We start from the raw sequence: 25850 nt of genomic DNA, 5'->3' as shown, positions 1-25850 counted from the left end.
CAACTGTCAACTGTCAACTGTCAACTGTCAACTGTCAACTGTCAACTGTCAACTGTCAACTGTCAACTGTCAACTGTCAACTGTCAACTGTCAACTGTCAACTGTCAACTGTCAGTTAATTTCTTAATTTCTCAGGCGAAAGAGCGATCGCCACCAAGTCTTCGATTTTCTTAATATTCGGATCGCCGGCCAAATAACCAATCCCTCGGTGCAAGTGCAGGCGAAACTGTTTCGCTAGAGTTTCTTTTTCTGTGCCTAAATTGTCTTGGTGACAGCGCTGTTTGAGGGCCATTATCAGGATATCGGCCATGTCGCCGCCGAAGACATCCCAGCTTAATTCGACGTTGCTGTCGCTGGGAATTGGTACTGGGGATGGGATGCTGGGCTCGGCGAGCGATCGGCAAAATCCCCACCTGCATAGAATATTCCACTGATCGATTTTGGTCGATCGTTTCAGTTTTGATAGTTGGTCTTTGCCTGTTTGGGATAGGCGGATGCGATCGACTGGTGGTTCCATGAGTTTGAGATTTTTTGGTATATTGTAAAAAGTGTTAATGTTGGGGAAGCAAAGCCTCTAGATAACCCGAAATAATTAACATTTTTTTACACGGCGCGACTTGATTAAATCGGTTTTTTTTGGTATTGTGATTGTAGTAGGATTTATCCTTAATAATGGGATGGTGGCAAAAATAAAATTTTCGCAACCATCCCATTATAATATATATAGTACCGCAACTCCCCAGCAAAGTCAAGGGGGTTGCGGCTATTTTTTAGCGCGAATTTTTATTCCCAGAAGTAACCTTTTTCGACGGTGGTTTGGTGTTTGGCGGAGTCGTATTTGAGGAGGTAGCTGTGGGCGATCGCCTCTAATTCTTGGAGTTTTTCGTATTCTACTTTTCTAATTTCCGTGTCGGTAGAAAGCAGGATGACTTGGTGGCTGGCAGAGGGGAAATAGCGTTCCACTAGGTTGTTTCTGTGGGAGGAGTCGAGGCGGCCCAAGGGAGTGTCGATCGCCACTGGCAATTGTCTCCCGGATACTCTGGCTAATCCCCACAAAAAGGCGATCGCCAGCAATTGTTTTTCCCCGGCAGAAAGTCGGTGTTTGGGTACCGGTTTGCCTTCTGGATCGTAAATGGAGAGGCTAAATGTTTGAGTATCGATCGCAACTCTGTGCACGAGGTCGGTTTTGTGCAACAGGTAGCGGAAACAGTCGGTAATTTCTATTTCGAGTTTGTTGAGTTTTTTGAGGGTGAGTTTTTCTTTAAATAGTTTCAGGGTGGCTTGGGCTTTGGCGATGGAGGCGATGACGTGTTGGCTGTTTCTGATGGTGATGAATTCGCTGCTGTAGTTTTCTAGTTCTTTTTGGTTTTTGGCTAATTCTTTCTCTAATTCATCGACGCGGCGGTTGGCTGATTCCAAGGCTGCGGCTGCGATAGCGACTGCTTTTTGGGCTTTCCTGACTTCTTCTTCTAGTTTTTCGTAGGCTTCGGGGGAAGCTGCGGCTGCGAGTTGTCTGTCTGTAAAGTCGATTTCGGATTCGATGTTTTTGATTTCTTCTATTTGTTCGCCCGCTAGAATTTGCTGGGCTTTGATTTGGTAGTTAAGAAGGTTTTCTAGTTGCTGGATGCTGTTGTTGTCGGCGTTCATCCAGGGCGGGGCGTCTGTTCCGGCTTGCTGTTCGAGTTCTTGGTTTTCTTGGCGGATGAAGTCTTGAATTTTATCTAGCTGTTGGGGATTTAACGAGATTTCCGCGATATAGTTGAGAAGGCGATCGCTTCTTTGTTTGATCACATTTTGGGCAATCTTTGCTTGCTGCTGGCTGGCTTCTGTTTCGGCTTGAATTTTTGCTTCACTTAGCAAGGGCGAAATTAGGGCTAGTGGTAGCGTATTTGATGCCAATTCCATCATGGCTTGACGGCTTTTGTCTGCCTGATTTCTGTAGTCGTTTAGCTGTCTGTCTAGTTGACTGCGATCGGCCGCAATTTTCCCGCCTTCAGAAATAAACTTGTCTGATGCTTGTTTCTGATTTTTTTGAGCTTTCTCTAACTCATTTTTAAAGCTGGCTTGTTCTTGCTTCGCTAAGTCTATTTCATCAGTAATTGTCTTAAAAGTTTCTTCGATTTTCTCTAAAGCAGCCAAGTCTTTTTTGCCAGCAATTTCTTTCCGCTTGCGGCCGGCTAAAATTTCTAAATCGACGGCGAGGCGTTCTGCTAATTCTAAACCTAAAAGAGATTTAATCGCCCCGACGACAAACTCTGGCGGTGTTTCGAGTTCGGCGAGTTCTTTTACTTGTTCGCCGTCAAACAGAAATAGGTTGGATATTCCGACGGGTAAAAGGGTTTCGATGTATTCGTCCCAGGTGTTAGTAATTGCTTTGTCTGACCACCAATCGCTGACAATTTCGCTGTATATGAGAATGCTTAAGTTATCTTTGATATCTAGTTTTTTCCAGTATCTAACTATTTTGAATTGAGCTAATTTGTCATCTTGGACTTGTTCAAATGTTAGTTCGACGCGGGTATCTTCTAATGAGGGTGTGTGGCGGTTGACGCATTGATTGAGAAAGTCGCTGTAGCTTAAATTCCCTCTGGTGGAACATTGGGCTCTGCCACCGTAGAGGGCGAGGCGAATGGCGTCCATGAGGGTGGTTTTGCCGCCGCCATTCATGCCGCCAAATAAAATGACTGGGCAGGGATTTCCGTCTTTTTCGGGGCGGAGATTGATGGTTTGGGTGCCTGCATAGGGGCCGAAGTTTTTGAGGACGAGTTCGAGGAATTGCATTGTAGATGTAGATGTGGTTGGTTGGTGGGGGGGCGGTTAGCCACGGATTTTGTAGCGGATTTAACGGATGGGTGGTTGGTGGGGGGCGGTTAGCAGCGGATTTAACGGATGGGTTGTTGGTGGGGGGGCGGTTAGCCACGGATTTGGTAGCGGATTTAACGGATGGGTTGTTAGTTGGTGGTGGTTATTGGCGAGGGATTTGGTAGCGGATTTAACGGATGGGTGGTTGGTGGGGGGCGATTAGCAGCGGATTTAACGGATGGGTGGTTGGTGGGGGCGATTAGCAGCGGATTTGGTAATCACCCACCAATCATCCGTTACATCCGTTACAAAATCCGTTGCTAACCGTCCCCCCCCTTGCTACCAATCAATCACATCGTTTGACTCTTCCTCCTGCTTCCGGGGCTGAATCCTGGAAGGTAAGGGGAGTTCGGCATCTGTTTCTTCATAGGTTCCTGAACTTCCTCTTGTCCAACCCCGGCCACTTGTTTTCGGCGTCCACAAGTATGGTTGAATGTGTTTCTGCCAACCTTGTACAGATTTTGGTGGGAGGATGCGGTGATATTCTAATTTGCTGCGTCCAAAGTTTATAAATAAACCTACTTGCGCTCCTGTAGCTGCTACGTAAGCTATTATTTGAGCTTTATCTTTATCGGTCATTGGATAATTTACGGCTTTATCCTCTACTACAATACCTTCATTCACCCAATGGTCTAGATAGAGGATTCCCATCCAAACTTCACCGTCGTAAAGTTGTCTGGGATACTCCATTTCTGTTGTTAAACCGGCTTCTATCATTTCTGCATCAAAGGCTCTTTGGTAATGTTTTTCTCTTAAACCTTTTTGCGTCCTCCGGTGTACTCTCATTGCACAGCCGATGATGCTGTATGTAAGATCCTGATGGGGAATATTAGGATTAATCATGGTCGTAAAAATTTTGTAATTTCAACGATGAGGGTTGGGTAATAATGAGGTTAATTGACAGCCTATTGTATCCGATCGCTCGACGGGGTGGCTGTCAACAAGTTTGGGTTTAACCGCAGGCTAGCGCGTGCTAATCGCTAGGTTTTTCCTCTCCTGAATTTGGCGGTGAAAATTTAATATCCGCCCAAGATAGCTGTCTGCTTTGATTGCTGTTGCTTTCGAGTTCTTCTTTAAGTTTGGCAATATCAACGGTATCGTTTTTTGCGGAACTGTTGGTTTGGGCGATCGCATCTTTGAATTGCTGAATGTTTTCGGTCGGATTTGCTTTAATATCTTCCACCGCTTTTTTTAAATTGCGTTGATAGTGGGCGTTGCCAATCGCTTCTTCCTTCGATCGCGAACTGGTTTCAAAGCATTTGTCCAAATCGCCGTAAATGCCTGTACGGCGGGGTTTTGTGTAGTATTGGCGTTCTGTATCCAGGAGTTTTGCCATCAATTCGAGGTGCATTTTGTCCTCGCTGCAAATCTCTTCGATCGCAGTCCATTCATCGCTACCAAGGAGTTTTCTTTCGGCGGCCGGACGGGAATCTTCAAAAGGTTCGCCCGTGACTTCTTCGTAAATCCGGGGCAAAGAGTCGTCGAATTCGTGCTTTTCTTCCAGCCAAATGCGGCGGATTTCGCTAAGTTCTTCTGGGGTAATTAAGGTGATGTCGCGCATTTCTAGGGGTGCGGTTTTGCGGATTTGGGTTTGTGCTTCCAAGACTCGTCTCAGCCAGTGTTCCCGCCAGAATTTGGTGTAGGGCCCTGGGATGGGTTCGACGGAGGTTGTATCGTCGCCCATGTTGCGTTCAAACAGTTCTACTCTACCGTAAATGCGTCGGAAGTCTCTTTTTGGGCGATCGTCTTTTATATCTAATTCGTTGCGAATATCGAGAAGAGGCTGCATCCATTCTTTTTCCTCATCGTTTTGAATCATTGCCTCCATAGATTTATCTTGGCTTACCATTGTGCAAACCCAGCAGCCAAAGCGAGAACTGCCGCAGCTAGGGGTAGAAGTATCAACAACTAAAGGACATTCATTGTCTGCTGTTGCACCTCGATACATGGTAAATAAATCTTTGTTGCTATTTTCCCAAGGATTAGCCCACTGATTCAGATAAATCCAGACTTCATCAGTTCGCCAATCTTCTATCGGACTATAAATTAGGGAATTAGGCAGACTAGGACTCTGATAAAGCAAAGACTTAATGGAACTAGAATTATTATTTAGACGGTCACTCATGCGACCTATTTCATGTTTCTCCATTGAAACAGCGCGTTTAATACTTTCAGCTTTGCGAGTACCCAATATAAGAATTACTTCTCCATTGATTCTCACCATATCACGAACAAACCGATTAGAAGGAAGGATTTTCAGGCGTTCAGTACACCAGCGAAATCCATGTCTCGGTGCTGGGTAGCCTTTTCCCATCAAGTTTACCCAGAAAGTATCTTTGACATCTGGATAAAGCATATAAGGTTCTATAGGTAGCTGTTGCTCTATAGCAGCAGACTTCATCTGTTTTAATGACTGACGTACCCAAGTAGAAACTATCGGGTTTTCTACAAGTGTATCTGTGGTGATTACATAGATTTTTTTCGTTCTTTTTTCAGGTGGCAATTCTGCTATCGCATACCAGATAAGCTGCACTACCGTAGTGCTGTCTTTTCCGCCGGAATATCCTAAAACCCAAGGTATATCATCTAAACAATATAACTCTTTAATTTCTTTACTTAATTTTTCTATTTCTGCCACTAACTCACTTACACTACGGGGTGGAAAGAGTGGTATTTGCATTGTTTCTGTCATGTCTTCAACCTCAGTTACTTCATTAAGCTCTAAATACATTCAGCCGATGCCATTCTAGCGATTCAAGTCTTGGTAAATCTTGGCCTGAAGTGGGCAGGAGAATAGTTTCACTATGAAAATCTTTCATACATCTGGCATTGGGGGATTCCTCTTCTAAGTCATTAGCGACGATAATTCTGTAATTATCATCTATAGCAAACCAACCCTGGTCAAAAGCCCAATGATGATTTTTACACAATGATATCCCATTATTAATTTGATTATCATAAAACTTTGAAAACGGCTTAATGTGTGAGCCATCTACAATAGTTTGAGTGAGATTCCTGATGACTTTCAATCGACAAAATGCACACTTGTAATCATATGTATGTACTACTGCTTTCCTAAAAAAAGCATTTCTAACAGCAGATTTTGTTAAATAAAATTTCGGTTCTCCGTCAGGAATTCCTGCTGAGTCTGATAGTTCCGTTTCTGTCTGAGTAACTTTTTCAAAGTCTTGATTAACTTGCAAAATATCTCCAATATCCTCCCTATTTAATGAAAACCATGTCGCAATCAGTGTATCTATTAATTCAGATCTCGAATTTTGGTCTTGAAGTAAATTGAATAATTCATTATCCCAACTACCGTATTCTACAGCTTCTCTTAGCTTGTTAGTCGTCTTAGGCTTTGAACCATTAAATCCCGACTTTAATGTTTTATGCCAGAAACCATCGCCTTCCAAATGCCAAAATGGATAGTGCAAACCACGATTGTGAGATTCAGAACCTAAGATATCCCAATATTTATTAAAGGTTTTAATTAAGTCGTCTGAAACATAAATTCGATTATCCCTAATTATTCCTTGAGCAATTAGATCGATGATTGATAATAGTAATATTGGCTTATGATTAGCTTGACCACGTTGACGTGTATTGCTGACATTAAGAGCGGCAAAACGTTGGCGATAGTATGCTAAATTCTTATTTTCGGACTCTTCTCCTGTAGTCATTTTGTTTTCCCGCTATGATTAAATACAATCCAACCTAAAATTTTACACTCTTTTCAACAAAAAGTTAAGCACCGCAAGGCACAACCATAACGCAGAAACTAGACAATTTAAGCAGTGTCAGCCGACTAAAAAGTAATTTTCTAGCCTAAACAGGAGATAATTATATCACTGTCTGCGTGCCTCTGCGGTTTCCAAACCCAACCGCTTTTTCAAATAATCAGTCATCCAACTAACACTCGCCCTCGACTTAGAAATCCCCCCTTTCAACAAAATCCCACCCTCCCAATCAGGATTAGAAATCGACCAATCAACCTGCTGCAAAAGGCTCAAACGTTCCTCCCAACTCTCAGGAAAAACCGATCGCAAAGCCGCCCCAACTTCCCCCAAACTCTCAAGCACAACACTTTGACAGTGTAGGCAATCCCGGCGCATTTCCCCCGCCGCAACTTGCTTGTGCAGAACTAATTGCCAATCTGGAATAAAACTGCAAACCGCATTCCAATAACTAACCGCCAGTTGTATTTTTTGAGCAAGTTCTTCCTCTTTATGTTCTTTTTTGGTGCGAGAACCAGAGGGTTTTGCCTGTTCGCTGCCGTGAATATTAGACAGCAAAGCCATGATAGCACGATCGATCGCACTCAGCGTAAACAATTTGTGCGATCGCCCGTTCAAACTTCCCCTCTCCATCTCAGTCAAACACCGGAAAACCTCAACCTGCTTAACAACCGCCTTCACCACAAAAGCGCGATCGTCCCGGTGGTTGTAAAGTAGACTGAGTGACGCCTCCAAAGGAACTTGAAAACCGTTCAAATCAGCAAACATCTGCTGCGATTTTTCCAACCCAATATCGAGAAACAAAATCAGCGCCACCGTCTCATATCCCAACTGCGGATTTTCCCTCAAAGCCATCTCAAAAGCTGCGCGCCGATGCTGTCCGTCATTAATAGTAAACTTAGCATCCATCGGCACTCGCAAGCGACCGATTTTTCGTTCTTCGGCCTCATTTCCCACTGCTTCAAAAGTAATATCCGCATCAATCGAAGCAGCAATTGCCCCACAAGTATAATTTGTAGGATTCTTAACAAAATAATCAGCTATTTCGGGAATCCTAGCTTTGTTAAGCGCGCGTTTCGCCCGCATAGACGGCGGCAAATCTTCAGATTCAAAGGGAAACAATTTCGGCAAAAAACGCACCGGACACATCGACACGTAATATTCGCGGCCCGCTTGAATGCCCCGAATTACCGGCAAAATGTATTCAAAGGAAGGAGTAGACATATTTTAGAATGGGGCATTGGGAATGGGGCATGGGGCATGGGGAATGGGGCATGGGGCATGGGGCATGGGGCATGAAAATTAGGCATTAATAGCTATTGACTTTTTGCCAATTTTATGAATCCAAGGTGGTCTAGTAGGACATGAATTAAGTATTTCACAAGGTTTTTTTAAAAACAAGTGTTGACATAAACTTTAATATATGATATTTTTTGAAAAAATACCCTAATTATATAAAAACCGCCGATGACTACCAACCCAGCGGATGACCTCGCTAGTAAAATTTTAGAAAAAGAAAATAGCGACAGACAGGAAATCGCACTTTTATTAGATAATTATTTAGGAAAGGACGATCGCATTTTCGTACAAAAAACCCAGATGGGAAACAGCGAAGCATACATCGGTTCAGTCACCCTAGAATGGTTAGACTCTCGCGTCCGTTTCGCCTCGCAAATGCCGCTTTTCCGCCAAAAATTCGACCTCCAAACCAACAACATCGTCCGCGACGACGAAACCATTGACGAAATTATCCAGCGTCCCTTAGATTGGTCGCGCCAAGCCGCCCTAACTCAATATTTAGCAGCCCGAAAATCGCACAAATTCCCCGCAGTTTTAGTAGTCGTCAGTCCCCCGTGGGTAGACAATCCTCTAGCCGAGGAATGGGATAAAAATGGCGTAGCAACTAAATCGGCGGCTGAATTTACATCCTTTGATAAAAACGAGAACTTAGGGCTTTTGAATGTCTCTCAAAAAGTATCAATTTTTGCCTTAGACGGCCAGCATCGGCTGATGGGAGTTCAAGGTTTAATGAGTTTAATTAAAACCGGAATCCTGCAAAGATACAACAAAAATAAAAAACCTGTCGGCGCTGCAATTACTCTGGAAGATTTAGCAGAAGAGTATCAAATCGACCCCGAAACAGTGTATAAATTAGCGCACGAAAAAATCGGAATTGAGTTTATCCCGGCGGCGGTGGCGGGCGAAACGCGACAGCAAGCACAACGGCGCGTGCGATCGATCTTTGTGCACGTTAACCTAATGGCCGTAACGCTGAGTCAGGGCCAGCTAGCATTATTGAACGAGGATAACGGATTTGCGATTTGCGCCCGCAAAATTGCCGTCACCCATCCCTTATTAAAAGAACAAGAAGACAGAAACCCCCGCGTCAATTGGGACAGCGCCACAGTCGCAGCCAAATCAACTGTCTTAACCACATTGCAAGCGCTGCAAGATATGTCCGAACGGTATTTAGAATACAAATTTCCTCATTGGAAGCCGGAACGAAAAGGTTTAATTCCCATGCGTCCCGAAGATGAAGAACTGAAAGAGGGAATTGAAGAGTTTAAAAAATTGTTCGATCATTTAGCAACTTTACCCAGCTATCAAAGAATTGAAAGCGGCGAAGAAACGGCAGAATTGCGCCGATTTAGTTTTGAAAAGCCAGGGGGCGAGGGAAATATTTTGTTCCGTCCAGTCGGTCAAATTGCTTTAGCTAATGCTTTGGGAATTCTAGTATTTAGAAAGAAACTTTCCCTGAAATCTATTTTCGACAAACTCCGCAGATTCGATGTGGATGAAGGATTTAGCCACATGGACAATCCTGAGTCTGCGTGGTACGGGATTTTGTACGATCCGAACAAAAAGCGAATGCTAGTTTCTGGAAAGGATTTAGCGACGAAGTTAATTGTATATTTGGTGGGGGGAATTCAGGACGATATGGATCGAGCTCATTTGCGGCAAGCGGTAGCGGAAGCGAGGACTTTTGAGGATAAAGCTGTTAGTTTTAATGGCAGGTTTGTGCAGCCGCAAGAGGTAGGATTGCCGCCGGTGCTTAGCTAAGTTTTTATTGGATCAAGTATGATGAAATACAGGATACGGCAGTGCCGTATCCCTAGCTTCATTCAAGTGCTGCGATTTCTTGTCGCTTCTAACTTGCGGCGAATTGCGGCTTGAACTTTCTCATCAAAATCTGGATCACTGGGACTTGCAATAATCCTCAGCGGATGCTGATTGATTCTGTCCAAGTACGCCTGAAAAGCGGCTCGATTTCCACGATGTTTAAGAAAATACTGTTTCAATTCAGTATTCGACATGGCGTTATAGTTAACTTGGCTCATCAGCAAACTCCCCAGTGGGTAAAATTTGGAACTCAAGCTCTTCATCGTACCCAGCCAATATCTATACGTTACGAGTGCGATCGTCAACACAAATCAGATGTATAGGCTGAAGCATCGTGTAGGTCAGTTGATAACTGATGCGATATAAACTCTCTAGCTGGGCAGCAGTAGGCATTTGTCAATCACTCAACCTAATACTTGTTTTAACATATAGCTCAAGGAAAGTTGTATATTTATATTATCACTTTTAGCAATTTTTGTCGCTATAACAATACTACAGAGCGCGATCGCAGCCAAGTTTACCTTCCCATTGAGATAGCTTGATATTGATCTGCAAACAGAACCTGGATGCTGGGTGGTTCAGACATCAATACCATCCCAAAGTTCTGCGATCGGGTGAACTTTGCCGTCTTCTACTTCCTGAAGCGCAATCCGAAGGCTGTTGAGGATATCTTCTTTAGATAGCTCGTCTTCGTCTTCTTGAAATAGTTGACCCAGGGATTGCAAAATCAGGGTTTCGATCGGCAAGTTGAGTTGGCTAGCTTTCTGAAGAAGCTGGTGTTCTAAGTGATCGGGGATGGTGAGGGTAATTTGCATGGGGTTTGCCTCTGGCTTTTAATAGTATAGATTAATTCTCACAATCTGGCTTCCTTTAACAAAATTAATTCTGCTCCTACAGGCAAATGATCGGACTCGGTTGCCTCCAAAACCGAACTAGATTTAGCACCCCAATGCTTTGAATACCAAATATAATCAATTCTGAAAACCGGATAATTTAATCTCCAATTCGACCTTTTTATCAAGAATTTAAGTTCCCAACCGTGAGGCCAGGTAAAACCAAACGCCCATCCCGATTTTCGGAAAGCATCTTGCAAGACTTTCTGCACCCTGTCATAGTCTTGAGTTTCGTCTGTCATATTAAAATCCCCCGCGACAATTACTGGCAGAGTTTCTCGCTCAACTCGCTGCACTAAGTCTTGAATTTCAGGCGATCGTTTGTCATATTTGTAAACGGGAATTTTGATAAAACTCAATTTTTTAGATATCTTCAACCACGGCCCGGTAGCTTGCATATTGTAAATCACTACTTCTTGTCCGTTAAATTTAATAATTGCCCGCTGCTGCGTTTCTGGATGATCCGCTAAGTGCAGTATTTCGCTGGATACAATTGGATATTTACTGAGAATTCCTACAGGGTGAGTTCCAATTTGATAGGGGTAGTCTGCTTTTAACCAGGTGAAAGCTCTTTCGGTATGTTTCTTAACGATTTCTTGTAAAAAGATAATATCGGGTTTTTGCTGGTTAATCAGTTTTAGTAAAGTAGGTGACTGAGTTTTATGCCAACTGAGGTTATGAGATAAAACTTTGATGCTATGCTGCGAATTTGTGATATTTATTGGTTTGGGGCTAAAGTATTTAATGTGCAGCCAACTTATTAGGATAATGCAGGCGATCGCAGAAATAATAGTGAACCATCTTTTTTTGATAATTAACAATCCGATGATCGGAAGCAAGAAAGTTGGGAATAAAATTAAGGGGCTAAAAGTGCTAATTAAGGCAATAATTCCTATTCTATCCCAAAAAAATAGTTTGAAAAGGAAATAGCAGATAATAAATGCTGAGTAACTGTAAGCAAGAAATTTTGCAGATTGCTTTAAGCATCTCTTGATAATATCTTTTGGGATGTGTTTCATTGGGAACCTATTAAAATAAAAACTTGCTTAAATCGAATTCTTCATTTGACCGATGTTGATTGTCTCTTTCAGAAATCAAAACCAACAACAGGCGATCTGTATAATCCGCCGCACCCCGCAACTCTTCTCGCAAAATTTCCAGTCCACCATTAGCATATTCTTCAAAAATTTGCAAGCGTTCTGCTTCCAATTGTTCGTCGAGATGGGAGAGAATTTGAGGATTTTTGGTTTCGGCGATCGCAATTAACTTAATCGCCATATCGTAACCCCTAGATACAAAAATATCAACATCGATCGCACCCGGTTCTCGTTTAGAAATTTCCCCTAAAGGCGATCGTTTTTTCCGCTGCTTTCCCAAGGATGCGGCGAAGGCGATGACATCGGCGTAAGTCTGGAAAGGGCCAGTGTTGTTATCCGATACAGTTAATGATTTGACTAACTCCGCTTTATCTTTAGCAATTCTAATTTTGTTAGCAGCCATTGCCATAATATCTAGTTTCTAACTATTATAAATCTCGCAAATATCCAACAGTCCGCGCAGGCGCACTTGATTTGTGTAGCGCCCGGTTGAAACCGATCGCACTTCACAATGTCCGCAACAACATAATTTTTTGTGCAAAACCTCCTCTTGCTTCCCGCCGCTTCCTTTGTTCTGCCAAAAGTCGATCGCCCGAAATGCCAAAACTCGCCATCACCGCATCTATCACCTCATACAAATCCGCCAATTCCGCCACCAAATCTTCCTCGTGGGCCTGGGCCGCTTCCCCCGCTTCTTCAATCAATTTCTGCCGCAAAGCTTGACGGTATTCTGCATCCGACAAAATTACAACCTCGCATTCATTCCCACTTTGGCGAATAATTTCAGGAATGCGATCGCGCACCAACTTATGATACTCTTTTTTCACGTCAAACTCCCTTCAACCTTGACTAAAAGTTTGAATCAACCAGCGATTAATTTCCCCGTCATCTTCTGTTTGACTCCGATTCAAAGCTTCCTCAACTAACGCTATTTCTAAGCCAGGTAAAACCAGTGAATTTTGAATTGTCCCACTCCCTCCAGCAGTAATAGCAAAGGCAAATACTGCATTCGTATTTGCATTGGCTGCCCAATATTCTTGGACTTCAGAATGTTCGTAAATTAAACGCTTTACTCCCAAATCATCGGCACTAGAAGATGCTCCTATTTCCACCACTAAAGCGGGAGGTGCAAACCCATTCAAATTAATGGGCGTATTCGTGCGAGGAGGTAATTCAAAATCTGCACCTATATAATAAGACAAATCAGGTTGAAATTCCCGAATACCTGTTTTGCGAAAACTGGCATTAATTAACTCAACTATTCGGATATTCCTAAAAGCTGTATAAAAATTGACTACTCTCGAAACTACTGAATTATGACGACTGTGCAATGGCCCTACTGGTGACATTTCTACCCTCATGTGTTCTTGATAGTAATAAAACTTACCCTTCTCCCATGCTGAATCCTCAGCAAAATTCAGATATTCTTCCCATGTCGCTTTCACCCAAATATCCGTTTCCAAAGCCTGCGTAATTGCCGAATTAGAAGTCATACTCCACCTCTACAATTTCCGTATATTCAAATTCATTTGGACTGCGCTTAACTAAAGGATAGCGCATCCCGCCCAGTTCGATCGCATCTTCTTCGCAATCAGCTTTCGGAGAATTGTACACCAGCACGTATTCCCTGCCGGTGCAACTTTCCATCTCTTGAGCAACTTCTCCGCGCCACTGAGTTTTTGTTACCAAAACTACCAATTGATTCGCCAACTTCGGCAGCTTATTCGCGATTTGCTTGCGATAAATCTCGTCCAAACTCCCAAAAGGAGAATCCATCACAATTGGAAACGTACTGCTATCCGGGCCCATCAAAGTATTTTTTTGACTCCACTCCCGCACGCCCTCAATAATTCCGCCGATAAACGATAAACTGAGAATTTGATTTTCTCCTGTAGAACCTGCAACCAAAGATTCTTTACCCGACGTATTTTCTACTAGCGTCAGTTCGTATTTATCGCTCAACTTGGGAATATAAGGAGTAAAAGAAATTTGACTAAAAATATCTTGCACCCGCTTTTCCAACTGAGAACAAAACTGTTTTTCTAAGCGCGATCGCACTTCAGTTAGGCGATCGATCGCATCTTGAGTCGCAGCAATCCGGCGCTGGGCTAATACTTGCCTTTGCTCATTCAGTTGCTGCTTATCGATTTGCTTGTCCAGATTGGCGATCGACGCATTCAAACTCTCAATCTGCTGCTGGTTAGAGCCTGTTTCGCGGTGCAAATCGCCAATTTTTGCCTCAATTTCATCCAAGCGCTTTTGCAAGCGGCTGACATCGCCGTCAGGAAAATTTCGCAGCTTGCTATGAATATCATCTAACTGCGTTTCCACCCGATAAAGTTCAGTTCTGTCGCGGCTGATATTGCCTTGCTGTCGGTCAATTTCCTCCCAAAACTCAGCCACTTGCCTATCAATTTCATTTACCCGATCGCTAATCCGAATAGTTGTTTCTTCCACATCGCCAACACCCGCCTTATCCATCCAACCGCTAACCTGTTGGTGAGATTCAGAACCCTCCACTAATTCCGCACCGCAGATACACCGCTGCTGCGCTAATAACTCTTCCAAAAACGGCCGCTGAATCCCCGAAAGCAACGAGCCACATTCTCGTAAACCCCCGACAATAACTTCAAATTCAGCCGCCGCATCTGACAGAAATACCGAGTAACCGCGCATAGATATTGAGCGTTTTAGAGCATCTGTAGCTTCTGAAATTTGTTGCTTAAATAAATGGCGCTGCTTTTCCAATTCGTCTCGCAAATTTTGCAATTCGGCGGCACCGCCCAGTAGCAGCAAATCACCGTTAACTGCTTTTCTTAACTCGCCTTGATGAATCAATTCTTGCTCAATTTCTAATTTTTTTTGCAAACATTGTTCTGCCTCTTTTTGAGATTTTTGCTTCTCTTTCAAAAGTTTCTTAATTTCGGAACTGCCAATCATTCTTAAATCTGTTTCTAGAGACTTTCTGGCATCTCCCAAATGTCTAATCGAGCGATTCAGCACCTCTACTCCCAGCAATTCCTTAGTAGCTTCAGCAATTTCTGCTTTCTTATCGTGGCGGACAATTTGCTCGATTCGCTCCCCGTCAAAAAAGAAATATTGATGCAAACTTTCCGGCAAAATTCGTCCGATAATATCATCAGGATGCTGGGGCGGTAGCATCCAGCGGCCGTCATCTTTTGCTACCTGCATAAACAATTCGCCTTTGCTGTGTTCGACACTATTTTGACTTTTGTAAGCATGGCAACTGCGCCTTACTTGGTAGCGCTTGCTGTCGTGTTCAAACACGATTTCCACCCAACAAGGTACTCGTTTGCCCGGTTTTGCTTCCGCAATAGCGCGTTTATTTACTGATTGTTCTTCCGTAAAACCCGCGCTCAGATTTCCGTAAAGTCCCCAAGTAAAGGCATTCATCAAAGCTGTTTTTCCAGCACCGTTATTGCCGTGAATTACTGTAATATTTTGCGCGCCCCAGGCTAGCTTAATTTCGGGTGTTTGGCCGAAAAACTGCCGAAAATTGCACAGACTAATTGAAATCAGCTTCATACAATTGCTTCCTTAATAACTTTCAAAATGTCATCGCTAATATAGCGGGGAGCCCTCATGTACAGTTTATCTTTTTCAATTTCTAATACCCGTTCGATAATTTGTCGGACTTCGGGCGGCGCGCTAGTAATTGGTTCCTGTACGTCGCTCAATTCCTGATGAGTTTGATAAGAAGAACGATTTTCTGCTAAAATACTTGTCGGTACGGCTGCGATCGCACTATCTTCATATCTAAATGCCATAATCAGATTTTCATTCAGATTTTCAGTCATATTCTTTTGACAAATATTAAAACTAGCAACTAAAACTACGATCAAATAATTCTCTCTTCTCAAACATAAACCGAACCTTAATAAATGTCAAATGTCTAATAGCCCGTAACGCCTCTGAATTTGCAGCAATTTCACTCTAGCTTCCCCAGCATTGTCGGCTAAATCGGCAAATTCCAAGAACCGCTTCAACTCTTTTCGCAGCAAATTGCGCTCCACTTCTAAGGTTTCACGACCTAAATCTGGAGGCAAAACTATCATGTCAAATAAAGTTGCCCTTTCCTTCCCCGGATGTGGCCGCAAAATCCGTCCCCGGCGCTGAATAAACTGGCGCGGATTGCTGCTGCTTGCTAAAATTACAGCATTGCGAATTGCTGGAATATCAACGCCTTCATCCAAACAGCGAATCGCGACTAAACCTTGCAATTCTCCACTCTCAAATTGTCGGCGCAATCGTTCTCTTTCTGCTAAAGGAGTTGCCGCAGTATAAGTGTTAACTCGGTAGCCTAATTCTGAACCCAATAACTTCGCGGTTTCTGTTAGTTGGCGGTTGTTATTTCGGCGGGCACCTCCTTCGATCGCACCGTCGCCGCAGTAAAATAAAGTATGGCTTGTGTCGAGACGGTGAATCATTAATTCTCGCAAAGCTATTAATTTATTAGCCGCCGCTCCAATTAACCGGGCCCGCTGCATTAATAAAGTTGTTAAAGCATCGTTTTCTTCTACTTTTTCATCACCCCAAAGCGCCCAGCCAATTTTTTGAGTTAAGCGGGAATATTTGCGGGTTTCGGCTTCGGTCAATTCTACTAAAATTGGATAGTATAAATAATGTACTAATGCTTTTTGGCGGATGGCGTCGGCTAAGGTGAGTTCCGGCTGCAAAACCGGGCCGAAATAATCTAAAATAGCTTCGGTTCCTTGTTCGTCGAAATGCCTTTCTGGGGTGGCGGAAAGGGCGAGTCGCAGTCCAATATTGCGCGGCAAACTTTGTCCTAAACGGGGCGCGCCTAAGTTGTGAACTTCGTCTCCAATAATCAGGGTTTTGTCTGGGAAATAGCGCAGTTGCGATCGCAAACTATCTCCCATTAAGGTAGCATTGGTAGTGATGATTGTGAGAAATGCTCGATCGCCAGATCGCACTTCATACAAACCCCCAGCCAGCTTATTCTGCCAACTGCGGGCGCTATCAAAAGCCAAAATAGGTTTTAAACCAAATTTCTCCGATTCGCGCGCCCACTGATTCACCAGGTGGCAGTAAGGGCAAATTACGAGCAGGACTTGCAGTCTAATTTTATTGTATAATTCAGTGGCGATCGCCAGCGCAGTAATCGTCTTGCCGCTACCCGTCGCCATTTTCAGCGTACCGCGTCCCTGATTCGCAAACCAATTAGCAACCGCCACTCGCTGATACTGTCGCAATTGCAGCGATGGCGGCATCTTCGGAAACCCAAATTGCGAATTATTAGCCGTTGAGCGATTCACCTTTAAATGCCGTTAGATGCAAAATTCCCTATACTCAACTGTAACTCACGGGCGATCGAAACTTAACAGCCCAAACAAATCATCCGCCGACAGTTGCAAATCCGACAGCACATCGAGCACAGGTAAAATATCCTGATTCTCTTTCGCCTCTGGTTGCTGCTGCGGTTTAAAAACAAGAACTAATTTTTCTGCCGGGTCAATCAACCAACCCAATTTAGTTTTATTTTTGAGGCAAAACAGAATCTTATTAATCACACGAGTTGAACTTTGATCCGGCGATAAAATCTCAATTATCCAATCTGGAGCAATTTCAAACCTATTTTCAATTTCTCCCTGAGAATTTAGAGGAATGCGCGACCACTCAAATACTGCTAAATCTGGAACAACAGCACCTCCCCCAAAAGTGCAGCGCAATTGGGGAAAAGCAAAAGCTAACTTTTGCGGTTTGCCAACTTGATTAATAGCTGATGAAAATTTGATTTGTAACGTGCTGTGTTTTCCTTGTGGCATAGCTTTTTGATAAATTTGACCGTCAACATACTCGCTAGCCGGCTTAGTCTCTGGCAATAGCAGAAACTCTTCCAGAGAAATCTTTGACGGAGACTGAATTGACGTTACCATAAGCCATTAACCCCTCAACAACTCAACTGCAGTCTTAAAAATTCATATCACTGTCAGTTTCCCAATCAGCACAACTTTCCGATTCCACACCAGTAGGGTGCATCGCACAAACCAACAAATTGCCACCGTAAACTTGACCGTGATAGTTGCGACAACCGCGACAAGCCGGCTGCTGCGTCGGAGAAGGGTCTACATAAGTAACCATCGACAAATCTATCTCATCAAACTCCGGGTCGAAGTCGCGGCAAATTTCAATTATCGGTTCGATAAATTCATTAAATAAACCGTCAAATTCATTGAAATAACCGTCAATGTCATTAATCAGATTATTTTGTACTTGTTCTGTAAACTCTTCCGACATTTTTGCCAAAACGTCCAGCATTTCGACAAACTCTTCGCCCACTTCGCTGAAAAACTGCTCTACTTCAGAAACAGCATTTTCCATCACTCCAAAAAAATCTTTAGACCAATCTTCCATGAATTTGACAGCTTGCTATTACAAAATATTTTACAGAGAGGTGGAGCCAGCCTCATGCGAAGCGATCGCACCTACTCTCAATTCTATTACCTATTGCCTGATATCCGTCCACATCTGACAGGGGAGATATTCAAAAAGGGAACTCAAGATTATTATCCTGAGTTCCCTTCCTGCTGTGCTGAGCGAGCTTTTTCCTGCTTAATCCCGCTTCAGCCGCCGCAATTCCTCTTGTAAATTCTGCACTTGTTCGCGGAGCTTGTCTACGCCGCCTGTCTCTTTAGCATCTTTTGCCGAGACATCTTCTTCCTCAGAAACAATTTCAATCCGCCGAGGTTCAGTGGGTTTTTCGTTCCCAGCCGAGGTTACGGGGGGCTGCTGCTGAGCCTGTTGCACCATATCATCAACAAAGCGGCGAGCTTCTTCCGTGGACATCTCGCCCCGCTTCACCAATTCGTCTGCCAGCTTTTGGGCTTCAGTGCGTAATTCAGTTAACTTGCTGCCTGCTTTTTCACCTGCGTAGGAAGCTAGCCCGACACCAAGGTAAACTGCTTTCTGTAAAATATCTCCAAAACCAGGCATAGGAGCTACACCTCAAAAAACTGGGTGAACCGGAGACCACGCCTATTACAAGCATCCCGTGTTGCTGCTACCTTCCGGTCCTGACAAGATTTGGGCGTTGGAATCGCGTGGGTCCAGTTCATTTATGAGTATAACACAGTTATTTATTCTTCAACCACACACCAGTGATAAATTTCATAAATAACGCAACCGTTCTTCACCAGTGGGTCTTCAGCGACGATCGCCTTCGCCTCATCCATCGAACCCGCCTCAAACAGCAACATACCGCCGCCCCGTCGCCCCCAGTAGCCAGTTTTCGCTCGGTGTCCTTTAGAAATCAACTCTCGGACATAAGCTCTGTGAGCTGGCACGTATTGGTCAAAGACAGGCTTTTCGACAATTCCTTGCTCAATTTTGACAAACCAAGGCATTTTTATTTGGGATTTTAGATTTTATATTTTAGATTGGGAATGGGTGATCAGCAATGGGATCTAGGGCAAATGCTCTATATTCCATTTTGCACCATCCTTTCTTAACTGCGATGTTATCCGATGAACCAGTCAAAACAGCGATTTTTTATTGCCCTAGTGCCACCTCCCGATATTGAACACCAGATTACTGAGATTCAACAGTATTTTGCGGAACACTACAACAGCCGCGGTGCTTTGAATTCGCCGCCGCACATCACCCTGCAACCTCCTTTTCACTCGTTAGCGGAGGATGTTCCCAAATTAGAGGAAAGTTTGAACCAGTTTTCTGTAAACCGGCGGCCAATTCCCGTTACTCTATACGGTTTTGCTGCTTTCGCGCCCCGCGTCATTTACGCTGATGTTGTCAAATCACCCGAATTGCTGGAGATTCACAAAGATTTGATGAGTTATATCGAGGCCACTTTGGGAATAGTCGATCGAGTTTCTCAGACTCGCCCATTTGTACCGCACATGACAGTAGCCTTTCGTGATTTAACTAAAGAGAATTTTCAAACAGCTTGGTTGGAATTCTCCGGGCGATCGCTCCACTTTGAGTTTACCGCTTCGGCGTTAACCTTGCTGCTTCATAACGGCAGCCGGTGGAACATCAGCAACCAATTCCCGCTTTCGACCTAAACTCTCTCTCTCCCTTCTCTTTCTTCGCGGACTTCGCGTCTTCGCGGTTCGTTTTCCCAAAAAAATCTTATTAGCAAATCCTGATTAATATCATGTCCTCACTACAAACCTGTTTAAAATTAAAGCCAGTCACAGCTTACCGATCGCTCTTATTCGGAGTTGCCAGTGCCACAGTTCCATAAACCGAAATTCCCGACTGTTCCAAAATTTTAATTGCCGACTTAACCGTAGTACCGCTAGTGTAAATATCATCAACTAACAGCACTCGATCGCGCGGGAGCCGACGACGAAAATCTTTCCCCAAACCTAAAGCATTTTTCATTTCCGCTTGTCGCTGCTGTGGCGTCAGAGCGAATAAAGCCTGAGTATTTTTCACCCGCTCCAAACCGTGCCGCTGCAAAGGCAAACCAGTCAGCTCACAAAAACTTTCAGCCAAAAGTTCCGCCTGGTTAAAACCGCGCTCCTTGAGCTTTTCTTTGTGCAGGGGAATCGGTACAACGGTTAAATTGTCTATAGCTAATTGGGGAAAACTCAGCCAAGCTTCCGCCAGCCAGCCACCTAGAGGTTTCGCTAATTGCGGATTGCCGTCATATTTCAAAGCTGCGATCGCCCGTTTGAGAGTCCCGCCATACTCACCCCACACAAAAACACGCTGCTCTGAATGCCAAAATCGACCAGGATCGCTTAACTGACATCGCTGAAGTTGCTTGTGACAGTACAAACAAAACTCTCCGGCGGCTGGTCGCTGACAAAGAGGACAGTTAGACTTAAGAAATAGATTGAGAAAAGATTTGACTAATCCCGTCCATTGTCGCTTGTTCATCCTAAAATTGTCGTAAGTGATTAATGGGAAAAATTTTCAACTTCAATCAGTTTCCACCGACAGGCTCGCAGCGTGAAAAACCTCTACTGGTTAGACAAAATTCAACCTTCAGACCGAGATGCAGTGGGAGAAAAAGCATTTTACTTGAGCTATTTGCTCCAGAAAAATCATCCCGTTGTACCGGGTTTTGTCGTGCCGGCTACCACATTCTGGCAGTTTTTAGAGTCGATCGAGTGCCTAGAACCGCTGTTTGCTGACTGGCCACACTCTTCCCTGCACTTGAATGTCGATGAACCCAGACAACTGCAATCGATCGCCCGCAGCATCCGCCACCAAATCCTCGCCGGCAAACTTCCAGATTCACTGCTCTCCACCCTAGAGTCTGCTGTTTCTCAACTCAACTCACAGTCAAACTTAAACTCCACAGCCTTAATTTTTCGCCCTTCCCTGACTTCCTGGAACCCGAAAACAGTCGGCATTCTGGAATCTCAGGCAGTACGGGCAGAACCCGAAGCCATTGGGGCAGGACTCAAACGAGCTTGGGCAGAAATGTTCAGAGCCCGAAGTCTATTTTACTGGCAGCGGTGCGGCCTGCGGGTACAGCAAATCAATCCCGCAGTTTTGGTGCAGCCACTTCAAGAAGCCATCGCCGCAGGCGAGGTGAAAACAAAGGCGGGTGCACAGTGGGAAATCCAAGCCACCAGCGGTTTGGGATTGTCCCTCGCTAGGGGAGAAACCATCCCCGATTACTATCAAGTGCAGCCAGAAACAAGCGCGGTTGAATTCCAGAGGATCGGTTACAAAACATTAGCCTACAATCTCAAAGTCGGCGATGGTGAACCGAAAAAAAAACTGCTGCTGGGCAAGTTTGCTGCTTTCCCTATTCCCGATTCTCCATTTATAATTCCTGATTGTGCTGACTGTTGCGTGCAAGTTTTAGCGCTTGGAGAGGAAGCACAAACAGAATACGTTTTAGAGGAATCGCAACTGCAAGAAATCATTGAATTGAGTAAAAAAGCGATCGCAGAATTTGACTCAGATTTAATTTTAGAGTGGACGCTAAACCAGACAGCAAACAGCGGCGAATCGCAGTTTTATTTCACTCAAGTTCGTCTGGTGAAAGGGGAAAAAGTCGCGCCACTAGAGGAAAATTCGATCGCCCTCCGGCAGCCAAACTCGATCGCCCCAGCCCGAACTCCTGCCATACTCAGAGGTGTGGCAGCAGCATCAGGAAAAGCCGAAGCAATTGCCCAAGTTATGACTAATTCCCACCCAGAAAACGCGGAATTTTTAGCCGGAGGCATTTTAGTAGCCCGGACAATCGATCCGAATTGGCTGCCTTGGCTGAAGGTTGCTGCTGGGGTGGTTGCGGAACAAGGAGGTATGACAGGCCACGGCGCCATTTTAGCGAGAGAATTGGGGATTCCCGCCGTTGTGGGAGTGACCGGGGCCACGCGGGCGATCGCCTCGGGCGATTCCGTGTTGGTAGACGGCGATAGCGGAGAAGTTTTTGCCCTCGCCCAACCCGATGCGATCGAGACAGGAGACAGCGACCGACTTCGGGACACAGCAAAAAAGGCAGATATATACAGTACAGCAGCCAAAATGTCAATAGCCAAGCACCAATCTTCTACCTCTGATCGATCGTCCAATTGGGCGCCTAAATCTCGACAATCTGAGTCTACTCAATATGTTTGGGGCCCACCAACGGCGACTCAACTGCTAGTTAATGTCAGCCAAACAAGTTCGATTGACCGCCTCAAAAATCTGCCAATAGACGGCATCGGATTGCTGCGATCGGAATTAATGGCATTAGAAGCTTTGGACTGTGAAAACCCCAAAGTTTGGCTACAAGACGGCCGCCAATCGGAATTTGTCGATCGCATGGCGGATTGCCTCAGCTTATTTGCGGCGGCCGTTTCGCCGCGGCCAATATTTTATCGATCTCTCGATTTACGGGAGTCAGGCACCGACGGCAGTTTCAGTTATACCTTTGAACCAGAATTATTTGATTGGGAACTATGCGTACTTCAAAAAGTCTGCCAGTCCGGCTATACAAATGTTAATTTAATTTTGCCTTTCGTGCGCTCAGTTGACGAGTTTATATACTGTCGCCAGCGCTTAGAAACAGTTTGGAAAAACCGCTCAACCGACTTTCAAATGTGGATTATGGCGGAAGTTCCTTCAGTGTTATTTTTATTGCCAGATTACGTACAAGCCGGAGTTCAAGGAATTTCTATCGGCACTAACGATTTAACCCAATTGCTATTAGGAATTCACCGCCACTCCGACCAGGTAGCAGGTGCTTTCAACGGGCACGATCGAGCAGTGATGAGGGCGATCGAACAATTAATCAAACAGGCCCGGGCCGCCGGCATTCCTTGCTCAATCTGCGGCGACGCTCCCGCATTGTATCCCGATACAGTTGAATCCTTCGTGCGGTGGGGGATTTCGTCTATTTCGGTCAATGTCGATGCTGCAGAACAAACTAGCAGGGCGATCGTCCGCGCCGAACAGCGCCTACTCCTAGAACTCGCTCGATCGATAATTAACAATTAACCAGTCCCCGACGCACTTTACCTCAGAAACCCGGTTGCTACTCTAAATCATACCTTTGGCAAGCAGCAACCCGATCGGAAATCGGATTTCTAGACAACCCGTGCGTCCAGGAATATTAACAACTACAGAAACCCGGTTTCTGAGTAGATCTAGCAACCGCCCTGACGGTTAGGAAATTCTTAATTTCTCAAACCCTTGCTTTTATTCCTTTTATTGCTTCTTCCTTCTTCCTTCTTCCTTCTTCCCTCTTCCTTCTTCCTTCTTCCCTCTTCCTTCTTCCTTCTTCCTTCCACTAACATCCGATTTTAAAGCTAGGATAGAAATATCACCAATTCTTGACCCGGAGGTACAAACAGTGAAATCAAAAATTATTGCAACCGCAGCAATACTTGCCGCCCTCGGCTGTCTGCATCCCCACCCAGCATTATCTCAACCTGCAACTGACGGCGGGACAAAACCCGGATTCTGGCAACCTCAAGCGCAGGTTGACAATACTCGCAACATTACCCTCAGACTGTTAAATGAAACAGGATTAAACCTAGAATACGGTCAATCAGGTGGCAGCTTGTCATCCTTGCCCGTCGGAACCAGCAAAAACATCATTGTTAGTATCAGCAATCGCACCGGCGACATTGCCAATATTCCGATTAATACCACAGGAGGAACCGCAACTTTGAAATACGACTATAACGTTGACTCGCAGACAAACATTTTGACGATTCGCATCACCAGATCAGATCCCCGCACTACGCAAGACCGCTCAGTTTATATTGATGAAAAAGGGCGAGTTTACTCTTTCTAAGACTCACGCTCATCAACCCGGTTTCTCCTGATAAATTTTGCTTTTAGCAGCGAGGTATCGCGGAAGAAATCGGGTTTCTAGAGTAGCGTGCATAAATTCTGTCTTTCTCAAAAAGTTATGAATCGAGTGCAGCCCACAAAAAATCGATGTTTTTGTGCAGCGGATTTGACATTGCATCCCCAAAATCAACTGCTGTTTGCAATTCGGCGCTACTGGCGCACAGGTGCATCAGGTGGGTTTCGAGAGGATTTCAACCGTCGCATCGCAGACTAATATCCGTTGTTTCTCTTGATACCTGTGCCTCGATTTCCCTCTTCTTTGGGTTTAGCTTTGTTCACTCGCAAGGGGCGCCCCATCCACTCTGCGCCGTCTAATTCGGCAATTGCAGCGTCTTCTTGGGCATCCTCCATCATCTCAACAAATGCAAAACCGCGCATCCGACCAGTTTCCCTGTCGGTAGGCAAGACAACTCGCTTGACTGTGCCGTGTTCTGCAAATACTGCTTTCAGGTCTTCTTCGGTGGCGCGGTAAGACAGATTTCCAATGTAGATAGTCATGTCGCTCGAACTGAACTTGTTGTGCTATACATAATAACCTGTTAATTTAACTGTCCAGTGCTATGTAGTATACAACTGGGCGATCGACTCGGACTAAAAGGGTTTGCCACACTGACAAACCTTTGGTACTGGCTGCAATAGTTAGCTTAATCAAAACTCATATCCTCACTCGCCCTGCGGATGACTGAGGATATGAGTTTTGGGGTGGCGAGGAATCTCACCCCTGAACAATAGTTGATTTTAATCAGATCACTTATGGGTGGGCGACGAATCACCAAGCATCTTCGGAAACAAAGCGACTAACAAGGTATAGCATTCCTAAATCATTTGTGAATTTCTTACTCCCTCAGAGCGGCTAAGGGGAGGGTTGGGGTGGGGTAAAAAATTTACGACTCCTGCAAGGATTGCTATATAACGGTTCATAAAGTTCTAATATAAGTTAATTTAACAAGACAATGATACAATTACATTTGATACTTTTATGCTCCGGCAACCTACCAAAACTATGGACAAATGCTTTGGTAGTGATGGAAAATAGTCATATAAATAGACAAAATAATATCATTTCCGGTTACACTCCTTATGATGTTGACTGTTGACGGATGACTGTTGACTGTTGACTGTTGACGCCGTGAACAGTCAACTCGAATTTACTATTCCGATGCTAACGGATTTGATATAAGTCAAGAAAATAATCAAAAAAAAGGCACAAGTAATATAATTGTCGCCCCTTCGCGCCATTTATCAAAAATCTGAGAATTGATAGTCAAAACATCAATATATTTTCAGTTTTATCAACACAACAAATTATCAATAATTAGGAAAGGCGATCGAGTTTGCATTCCGTCAACTTTCTCAGCAAAATATTTGGAACTGGTTTACACACTGCTGTTATTGTACTTCATCTATCTGAGAAAGGCTCTGCGGGAATCGCTTGTGTCTGTGCAGACTTTCTAGCGGGGACTGAGCAATTCAATCTACCCCAGTGTGAAATCCCGTAAGGGAAAAACGCGAAAAGCCAAACTGTGAAGTTTGGAAGCCCACGCCATAACTGTAATCAGTTTGGCGTTGGGAGGATGTTACTGTTTTTCCTTAGTCGATCGAGATTGACTGAGGCCCCGTGCTTTTACCATTAGTGGGTTCGGCTGGGGGAGTAGTGTAGGAAGTTGAACCAGCTTGCTCGTCGATCCAGCTTTTAACGGGATCTTCGTGAAGGTTGAGTCGAAGCAGGCCAGATAAAAATCCGCCCGCGAAGGCGATCGGCTGTTCGATCAATTCTTTCGCCATTGGGATGAGTTCGTCGATGAACATTCAAGAGTCTCCTTGTGTTGCAGGGGTTC

Annotated in this window: 28 protein-coding genes and 1 other RNA gene; 5 read left to right on the top strand and 24 right to left on the bottom strand. The window is 44.4% G+C overall.

Annotation, left to right across the window (positions count from 1 at the left end; translation table 11 throughout):
- Positions 1-115: 115 nt before the first annotated feature.
- The gene (dndE, locus tag QUA43_RS26270; protein WP_015179042.1) at positions 116-517 is read right to left on the bottom strand and encodes a DNA sulfur modification protein DndE; all 402 of its coding nucleotides are present in this window, start codon (positions 515-517) and stop codon (positions 116-118) included.
- Between the two features lie 266 nt (positions 518-783).
- Positions 784-2781 (bottom strand): DNA sulfur modification protein DndD, encoded by a 1998-nt coding sequence (gene dndD / locus QUA43_RS26265; protein ID WP_333377875.1) that lies wholly within the window; start codon positions 2779-2781, stop codon positions 784-786.
- A 67-nt stretch (positions 2782-2848) separates the two neighbouring features.
- On the opposite strand from dndD, the gene QUA43_RS26260 reads away from it, so the two are divergent.
- Entirely contained in the window at positions 2849-3025 is a 177-nt protein-coding gene (locus tag QUA43_RS26260) for a hypothetical protein (protein WP_333377872.1), read from the top strand.
- A 116-nt stretch (positions 3026-3141) separates the two neighbouring features.
- On the opposite strand, the gene QUA43_RS26255 is transcribed toward QUA43_RS26260, so the two are convergent.
- The 4 genes from QUA43_RS26255 to dndB all read right to left on the bottom strand — a co-directional run bounded on the left by QUA43_RS26255 (position 3142) and on the right by dndB (position 7823).
- On the bottom strand, positions 3142-3705 hold the full coding sequence (locus QUA43_RS26255; protein ID WP_333377869.1) for a GxxExxY protein: 564 nt from the start codon (positions 3703-3705) through the stop codon (positions 3142-3144).
- 130 nt (positions 3706-3835) lie between these two features.
- Positions 3836-5554: a DNA phosphorothioation system sulfurtransferase DndC gene (dndC, locus tag QUA43_RS26250; RefSeq protein WP_333377879.1), complete on the bottom strand. Its 1719-nt coding sequence runs from the start codon at positions 5552-5554 to the stop codon at positions 3836-3838.
- Between the two features lie 22 nt (positions 5555-5576).
- Positions 5577-6545, bottom strand: coding sequence for an HNH endonuclease (locus tag QUA43_RS26245; protein WP_333377867.1), 969 nt, complete (start codon positions 6543-6545; stop codon positions 5577-5579).
- Between the two features lie 165 nt (positions 6546-6710).
- Positions 6711-7823: a DNA sulfur modification protein DndB gene (gene dndB / locus QUA43_RS26240; protein ID WP_333377865.1), complete on the bottom strand. Its 1113-nt coding sequence runs from the start codon at positions 7821-7823 to the stop codon at positions 6711-6713.
- Positions 7824-8066: 243 nt separating this feature from the next.
- Between dndB and QUA43_RS26235 the strand changes: the two genes are divergently transcribed.
- A complete protein-coding gene (locus QUA43_RS26235) occupies positions 8067-9659 on the top strand; it encodes a DGQHR domain-containing protein (protein WP_333377862.1) in 1593 nt (530 codons plus the stop codon).
- A gap of 62 nt (positions 9660-9721) precedes the next feature.
- Here the strand turns inward: QUA43_RS26235 and QUA43_RS26230 are convergent, their stop codons facing one another.
- The 15 genes from QUA43_RS26230 to QUA43_RS26165 all read right to left on the bottom strand — a co-directional run bounded on the left by QUA43_RS26230 (position 9722) and on the right by QUA43_RS26165 (position 19094).
- Complete coding sequence (locus QUA43_RS26230; protein WP_333377860.1) at positions 9722-9937, bottom strand: DUF6887 family protein; 216 nt, start codon at positions 9935-9937, stop codon at positions 9722-9724.
- A 61-nt stretch (positions 9938-9998) separates the two neighbouring features.
- Positions 9999-10112 (bottom strand): DUF6888 family protein, encoded by a 114-nt coding sequence (locus tag QUA43_RS30975; protein WP_445302007.1) that lies wholly within the window; start codon positions 10110-10112, stop codon positions 9999-10001.
- Positions 10113-10297: 185 nt separating this feature from the next.
- Positions 10298-10534 (bottom strand): hypothetical protein, encoded by a 237-nt coding sequence (locus QUA43_RS26225; RefSeq protein WP_333377857.1) that lies wholly within the window; start codon positions 10532-10534, stop codon positions 10298-10300.
- Positions 10535-10572: 38 nt separating this feature from the next.
- Entirely contained in the window at positions 10573-11451 is an 879-nt protein-coding gene (locus tag QUA43_RS26220) for an endonuclease/exonuclease/phosphatase family protein (RefSeq protein WP_333377855.1), read from the bottom strand.
- 190 nt (positions 11452-11641) lie between these two features.
- Positions 11642-12112 carry a DNA phosphorothioation-associated protein 4 gene (locus QUA43_RS26215; RefSeq protein WP_333377852.1) on the bottom strand — a complete coding sequence of 157 codons (471 nt, stop codon included), beginning with the start codon at positions 12110-12112 and terminating at the stop codon, positions 11642-11644.
- A 103-nt stretch (positions 12113-12215) separates the two neighbouring features.
- Positions 12216-12536, bottom strand: a complete 321-nt coding sequence (locus tag QUA43_RS26210) for a nucleoside triphosphate pyrophosphohydrolase (protein ID WP_333377850.1) — start codon at positions 12534-12536, stop codon at positions 12216-12218.
- Positions 12537-12548: 12 nt separating this feature from the next.
- Entirely contained in the window at positions 12549-13202 is a 654-nt protein-coding gene (locus QUA43_RS26205) for a Uma2 family endonuclease (RefSeq protein WP_333377847.1), read from the bottom strand.
- Positions 13192-15255 carry an AAA family ATPase gene (locus QUA43_RS26200; protein ID WP_333377844.1) on the bottom strand — a complete coding sequence of 688 codons (2064 nt, stop codon included), beginning with the start codon at positions 15253-15255 and terminating at the stop codon, positions 13192-13194. Before QUA43_RS26200 ends, QUA43_RS26205 begins: the two co-directional genes overlap by 11 nt.
- Positions 15252-15527, bottom strand: coding sequence for a hypothetical protein (locus QUA43_RS26195; protein WP_333213104.1), 276 nt, complete (start codon positions 15525-15527; stop codon positions 15252-15254). The genes QUA43_RS26200 and QUA43_RS26195 overlap by 4 nt, the downstream gene beginning before the upstream one ends.
- 87 nt (positions 15528-15614) lie before the next feature.
- Entirely contained in the window at positions 15615-16961 is a 1347-nt protein-coding gene (locus QUA43_RS26190) for a DNA phosphorothioation system restriction enzyme (protein WP_333377878.1), read from the bottom strand.
- Positions 16962-17051: 90 nt separating this feature from the next.
- Positions 17052-17627: a Uma2 family endonuclease gene (locus tag QUA43_RS26185; protein WP_333377841.1), complete on the bottom strand. Its 576-nt coding sequence runs from the start codon at positions 17625-17627 to the stop codon at positions 17052-17054.
- A 34-nt stretch (positions 17628-17661) separates the two neighbouring features.
- Positions 17662-18105, bottom strand: a complete 444-nt coding sequence (locus QUA43_RS26180) for a hypothetical protein (protein ID WP_333377838.1) — start codon at positions 18103-18105, stop codon at positions 17662-17664.
- Positions 18106-18303: 198 nt separating this feature from the next.
- Positions 18304-18684 carry a phasin-related domain-containing protein gene (locus QUA43_RS26175; protein WP_333377835.1) on the bottom strand — a complete coding sequence of 127 codons (381 nt, stop codon included), beginning with the start codon at positions 18682-18684 and terminating at the stop codon, positions 18304-18306.
- Positions 18685-18707: 23 nt separating this feature from the next.
- An RNA gene (ffs, locus tag QUA43_RS26170) (signal recognition particle sRNA small type) lies at positions 18708-18804 on the bottom strand.
- Between the two features lie 23 nt (positions 18805-18827).
- Positions 18828-19094 carry a YciI family protein gene (locus QUA43_RS26165; RefSeq protein WP_006632991.1) on the bottom strand — a complete coding sequence of 89 codons (267 nt, stop codon included), beginning with the start codon at positions 19092-19094 and terminating at the stop codon, positions 18828-18830.
- 120 nt (positions 19095-19214) lie between these two features.
- Here QUA43_RS26165 and QUA43_RS26160 point away from each other — a divergent pair, with 120 nt between their 5' ends.
- Positions 19215-19769, top strand: coding sequence for a 2'-5' RNA ligase family protein (locus QUA43_RS26160; RefSeq protein ID WP_333377833.1), 555 nt, complete (start codon positions 19215-19217; stop codon positions 19767-19769).
- Positions 19770-19905: 136 nt separating this feature from the next.
- On the opposite strand, the gene QUA43_RS26155 is transcribed toward QUA43_RS26160, so the two are convergent.
- Complete coding sequence (locus QUA43_RS26155) at positions 19906-20592, bottom strand: ComF family protein (protein ID WP_333377830.1); 687 nt, start codon at positions 20590-20592, stop codon at positions 19906-19908.
- A gap of 72 nt (positions 20593-20664) precedes the next feature.
- On the opposite strand from QUA43_RS26155, the gene QUA43_RS26150 reads away from it, so the two are divergent.
- Both QUA43_RS26150 and QUA43_RS26145 read left to right on the top strand, forming a co-directional pair.
- A complete protein-coding gene (locus QUA43_RS26150; protein ID WP_333377827.1) occupies positions 20665-23151 on the top strand; it encodes a putative PEP-binding protein in 2487 nt (828 codons plus the stop codon).
- A 355-nt stretch (positions 23152-23506) separates the two neighbouring features.
- On the top strand, positions 23507-23953 hold the full coding sequence (locus tag QUA43_RS26145) for a hypothetical protein (RefSeq protein WP_333377824.1): 447 nt from the start codon (positions 23507-23509) through the stop codon (positions 23951-23953).
- A gap of 269 nt (positions 23954-24222) precedes the next feature.
- Here the strand turns inward: QUA43_RS26145 and QUA43_RS26140 are convergent, their stop codons facing one another.
- Positions 24223-24510 (bottom strand): RNA-binding protein, encoded by a 288-nt coding sequence (locus QUA43_RS26140; protein ID WP_333377822.1) that lies wholly within the window; start codon positions 24508-24510, stop codon positions 24223-24225.
- Positions 24511-25602: 1092 nt separating this feature from the next.
- Entirely contained in the window at positions 25603-25821 is a 219-nt protein-coding gene (locus QUA43_RS26135) for a hypothetical protein (RefSeq protein WP_333040721.1), read from the bottom strand.
- Positions 25822-25850 lie beyond the last annotated feature (29 nt).

Origin of the sequence: Microcoleus sp. N9_B4 (genome assembly GCF_036701635.1) — a bacterium.
Lineage (GTDB): Bacteria > Cyanobacteriota > Cyanobacteriia > Cyanobacteriales > Microcoleaceae > Microcoleus.
Note: the sequence above shows the minus strand (reverse complement) of the source record. Positions and strands in the feature narration are given on the sequence as shown.

Excerpts from the sequence above, each read along its gene's own strand:
- dndE (WP_015179042.1), bottom strand. The coding sequence starts at position 517 with ATGGAACCACCAGTCGATCGCATCCGCCTATCCCAAACAGGCAAAGAC.
- dndD (WP_333377875.1), bottom strand. The coding sequence starts at position 2,781 with ATGCAATTCCTCGAACTCGTCCTCAAAAACTTCGGCCCCTATGCAGGC.
- QUA43_RS26260 (WP_333377872.1), top strand. The coding sequence starts at position 2,849 with ATGGGTGGTTGGTGGGGGGCGGTTAGCAGCGGATTTAACGGATGGGTT.
- QUA43_RS26255 (WP_333377869.1), bottom strand. The coding sequence starts at position 3,705 with ATGATTAATCCTAATATTCCCCATCAGGATCTTACATACAGCATCATC.
- dndC (WP_333377879.1), bottom strand. The coding sequence starts at position 5,554 with ATGACAGAAACAATGCAAATACCACTCTTTCCACCCCGTAGTGTAAGT.
- QUA43_RS26245 (WP_333377867.1), bottom strand. The coding sequence starts at position 6,545 with ATGACTACAGGAGAAGAGTCCGAAAATAAGAATTTAGCATACTATCGC.
- dndB (WP_333377865.1), bottom strand. The coding sequence starts at position 7,823 with ATGTCTACTCCTTCCTTTGAATACATTTTGCCGGTAATTCGGGGCATT.
- QUA43_RS26235 (WP_333377862.1), top strand. The coding sequence starts at position 8,067 with ATGACTACCAACCCAGCGGATGACCTCGCTAGTAAAATTTTAGAAAAA.
- QUA43_RS26230 (WP_333377860.1), bottom strand. The coding sequence starts at position 9,937 with ATGAGCCAAGTTAACTATAACGCCATGTCGAATACTGAATTGAAACAG.
- QUA43_RS30975 (WP_445302007.1), bottom strand. The coding sequence starts at position 10,112 with ATGCCTACTGCTGCCCAGCTAGAGAGTTTATATCGCATCAGTTATCAA.
- QUA43_RS26225 (WP_333377857.1), bottom strand. The coding sequence starts at position 10,534 with ATGCAAATTACCCTCACCATCCCCGATCACTTAGAACACCAGCTTCTT.
- QUA43_RS26215 (WP_333377852.1), bottom strand. The coding sequence starts at position 12,112 with ATGGCTGCTAACAAAATTAGAATTGCTAAAGATAAAGCGGAGTTAGTC.
- QUA43_RS26205 (WP_333377847.1), bottom strand. The coding sequence starts at position 13,202 with ATGACTTCTAATTCGGCAATTACGCAGGCTTTGGAAACGGATATTTGG.
- QUA43_RS26200 (WP_333377844.1), bottom strand. The coding sequence starts at position 15,255 with ATGAAGCTGATTTCAATTAGTCTGTGCAATTTTCGGCAGTTTTTCGGC.
- QUA43_RS26195 (WP_333213104.1), bottom strand. The coding sequence starts at position 15,527 with ATGACTGAAAATCTGAATGAAAATCTGATTATGGCATTTAGATATGAA.
- QUA43_RS26190 (WP_333377878.1), bottom strand. The coding sequence starts at position 16,961 with ATGCCGCCATCGCTGCAATTGCGACAGTATCAGCGAGTGGCGGTTGCT.
- QUA43_RS26185 (WP_333377841.1), bottom strand. The coding sequence starts at position 17,627 with ATGGTAACGTCAATTCAGTCTCCGTCAAAGATTTCTCTGGAAGAGTTT.
- QUA43_RS26180 (WP_333377838.1), bottom strand. The coding sequence starts at position 18,105 with ATGGAAGATTGGTCTAAAGATTTTTTTGGAGTGATGGAAAATGCTGTT.
- QUA43_RS26175 (WP_333377835.1), bottom strand. The coding sequence starts at position 18,684 with ATGCCTGGTTTTGGAGATATTTTACAGAAAGCAGTTTACCTTGGTGTC.
- QUA43_RS26165 (WP_006632991.1), bottom strand. The coding sequence starts at position 19,094 with ATGCCTTGGTTTGTCAAAATTGAGCAAGGAATTGTCGAAAAGCCTGTC.
- QUA43_RS26160 (WP_333377833.1), top strand. The coding sequence starts at position 19,215 with ATGAACCAGTCAAAACAGCGATTTTTTATTGCCCTAGTGCCACCTCCC.
- QUA43_RS26155 (WP_333377830.1), bottom strand. The coding sequence starts at position 20,592 with ATGAACAAGCGACAATGGACGGGATTAGTCAAATCTTTTCTCAATCTA.
- QUA43_RS26140 (WP_333377822.1), bottom strand. The coding sequence starts at position 24,510 with ATGACTATCTACATTGGAAATCTGTCTTACCGCGCCACCGAAGAAGAC.
- QUA43_RS26135 (WP_333040721.1), bottom strand. The coding sequence starts at position 25,821 with ATGTTCATCGACGAACTCATCCCAATGGCGAAAGAATTGATCGAACAG.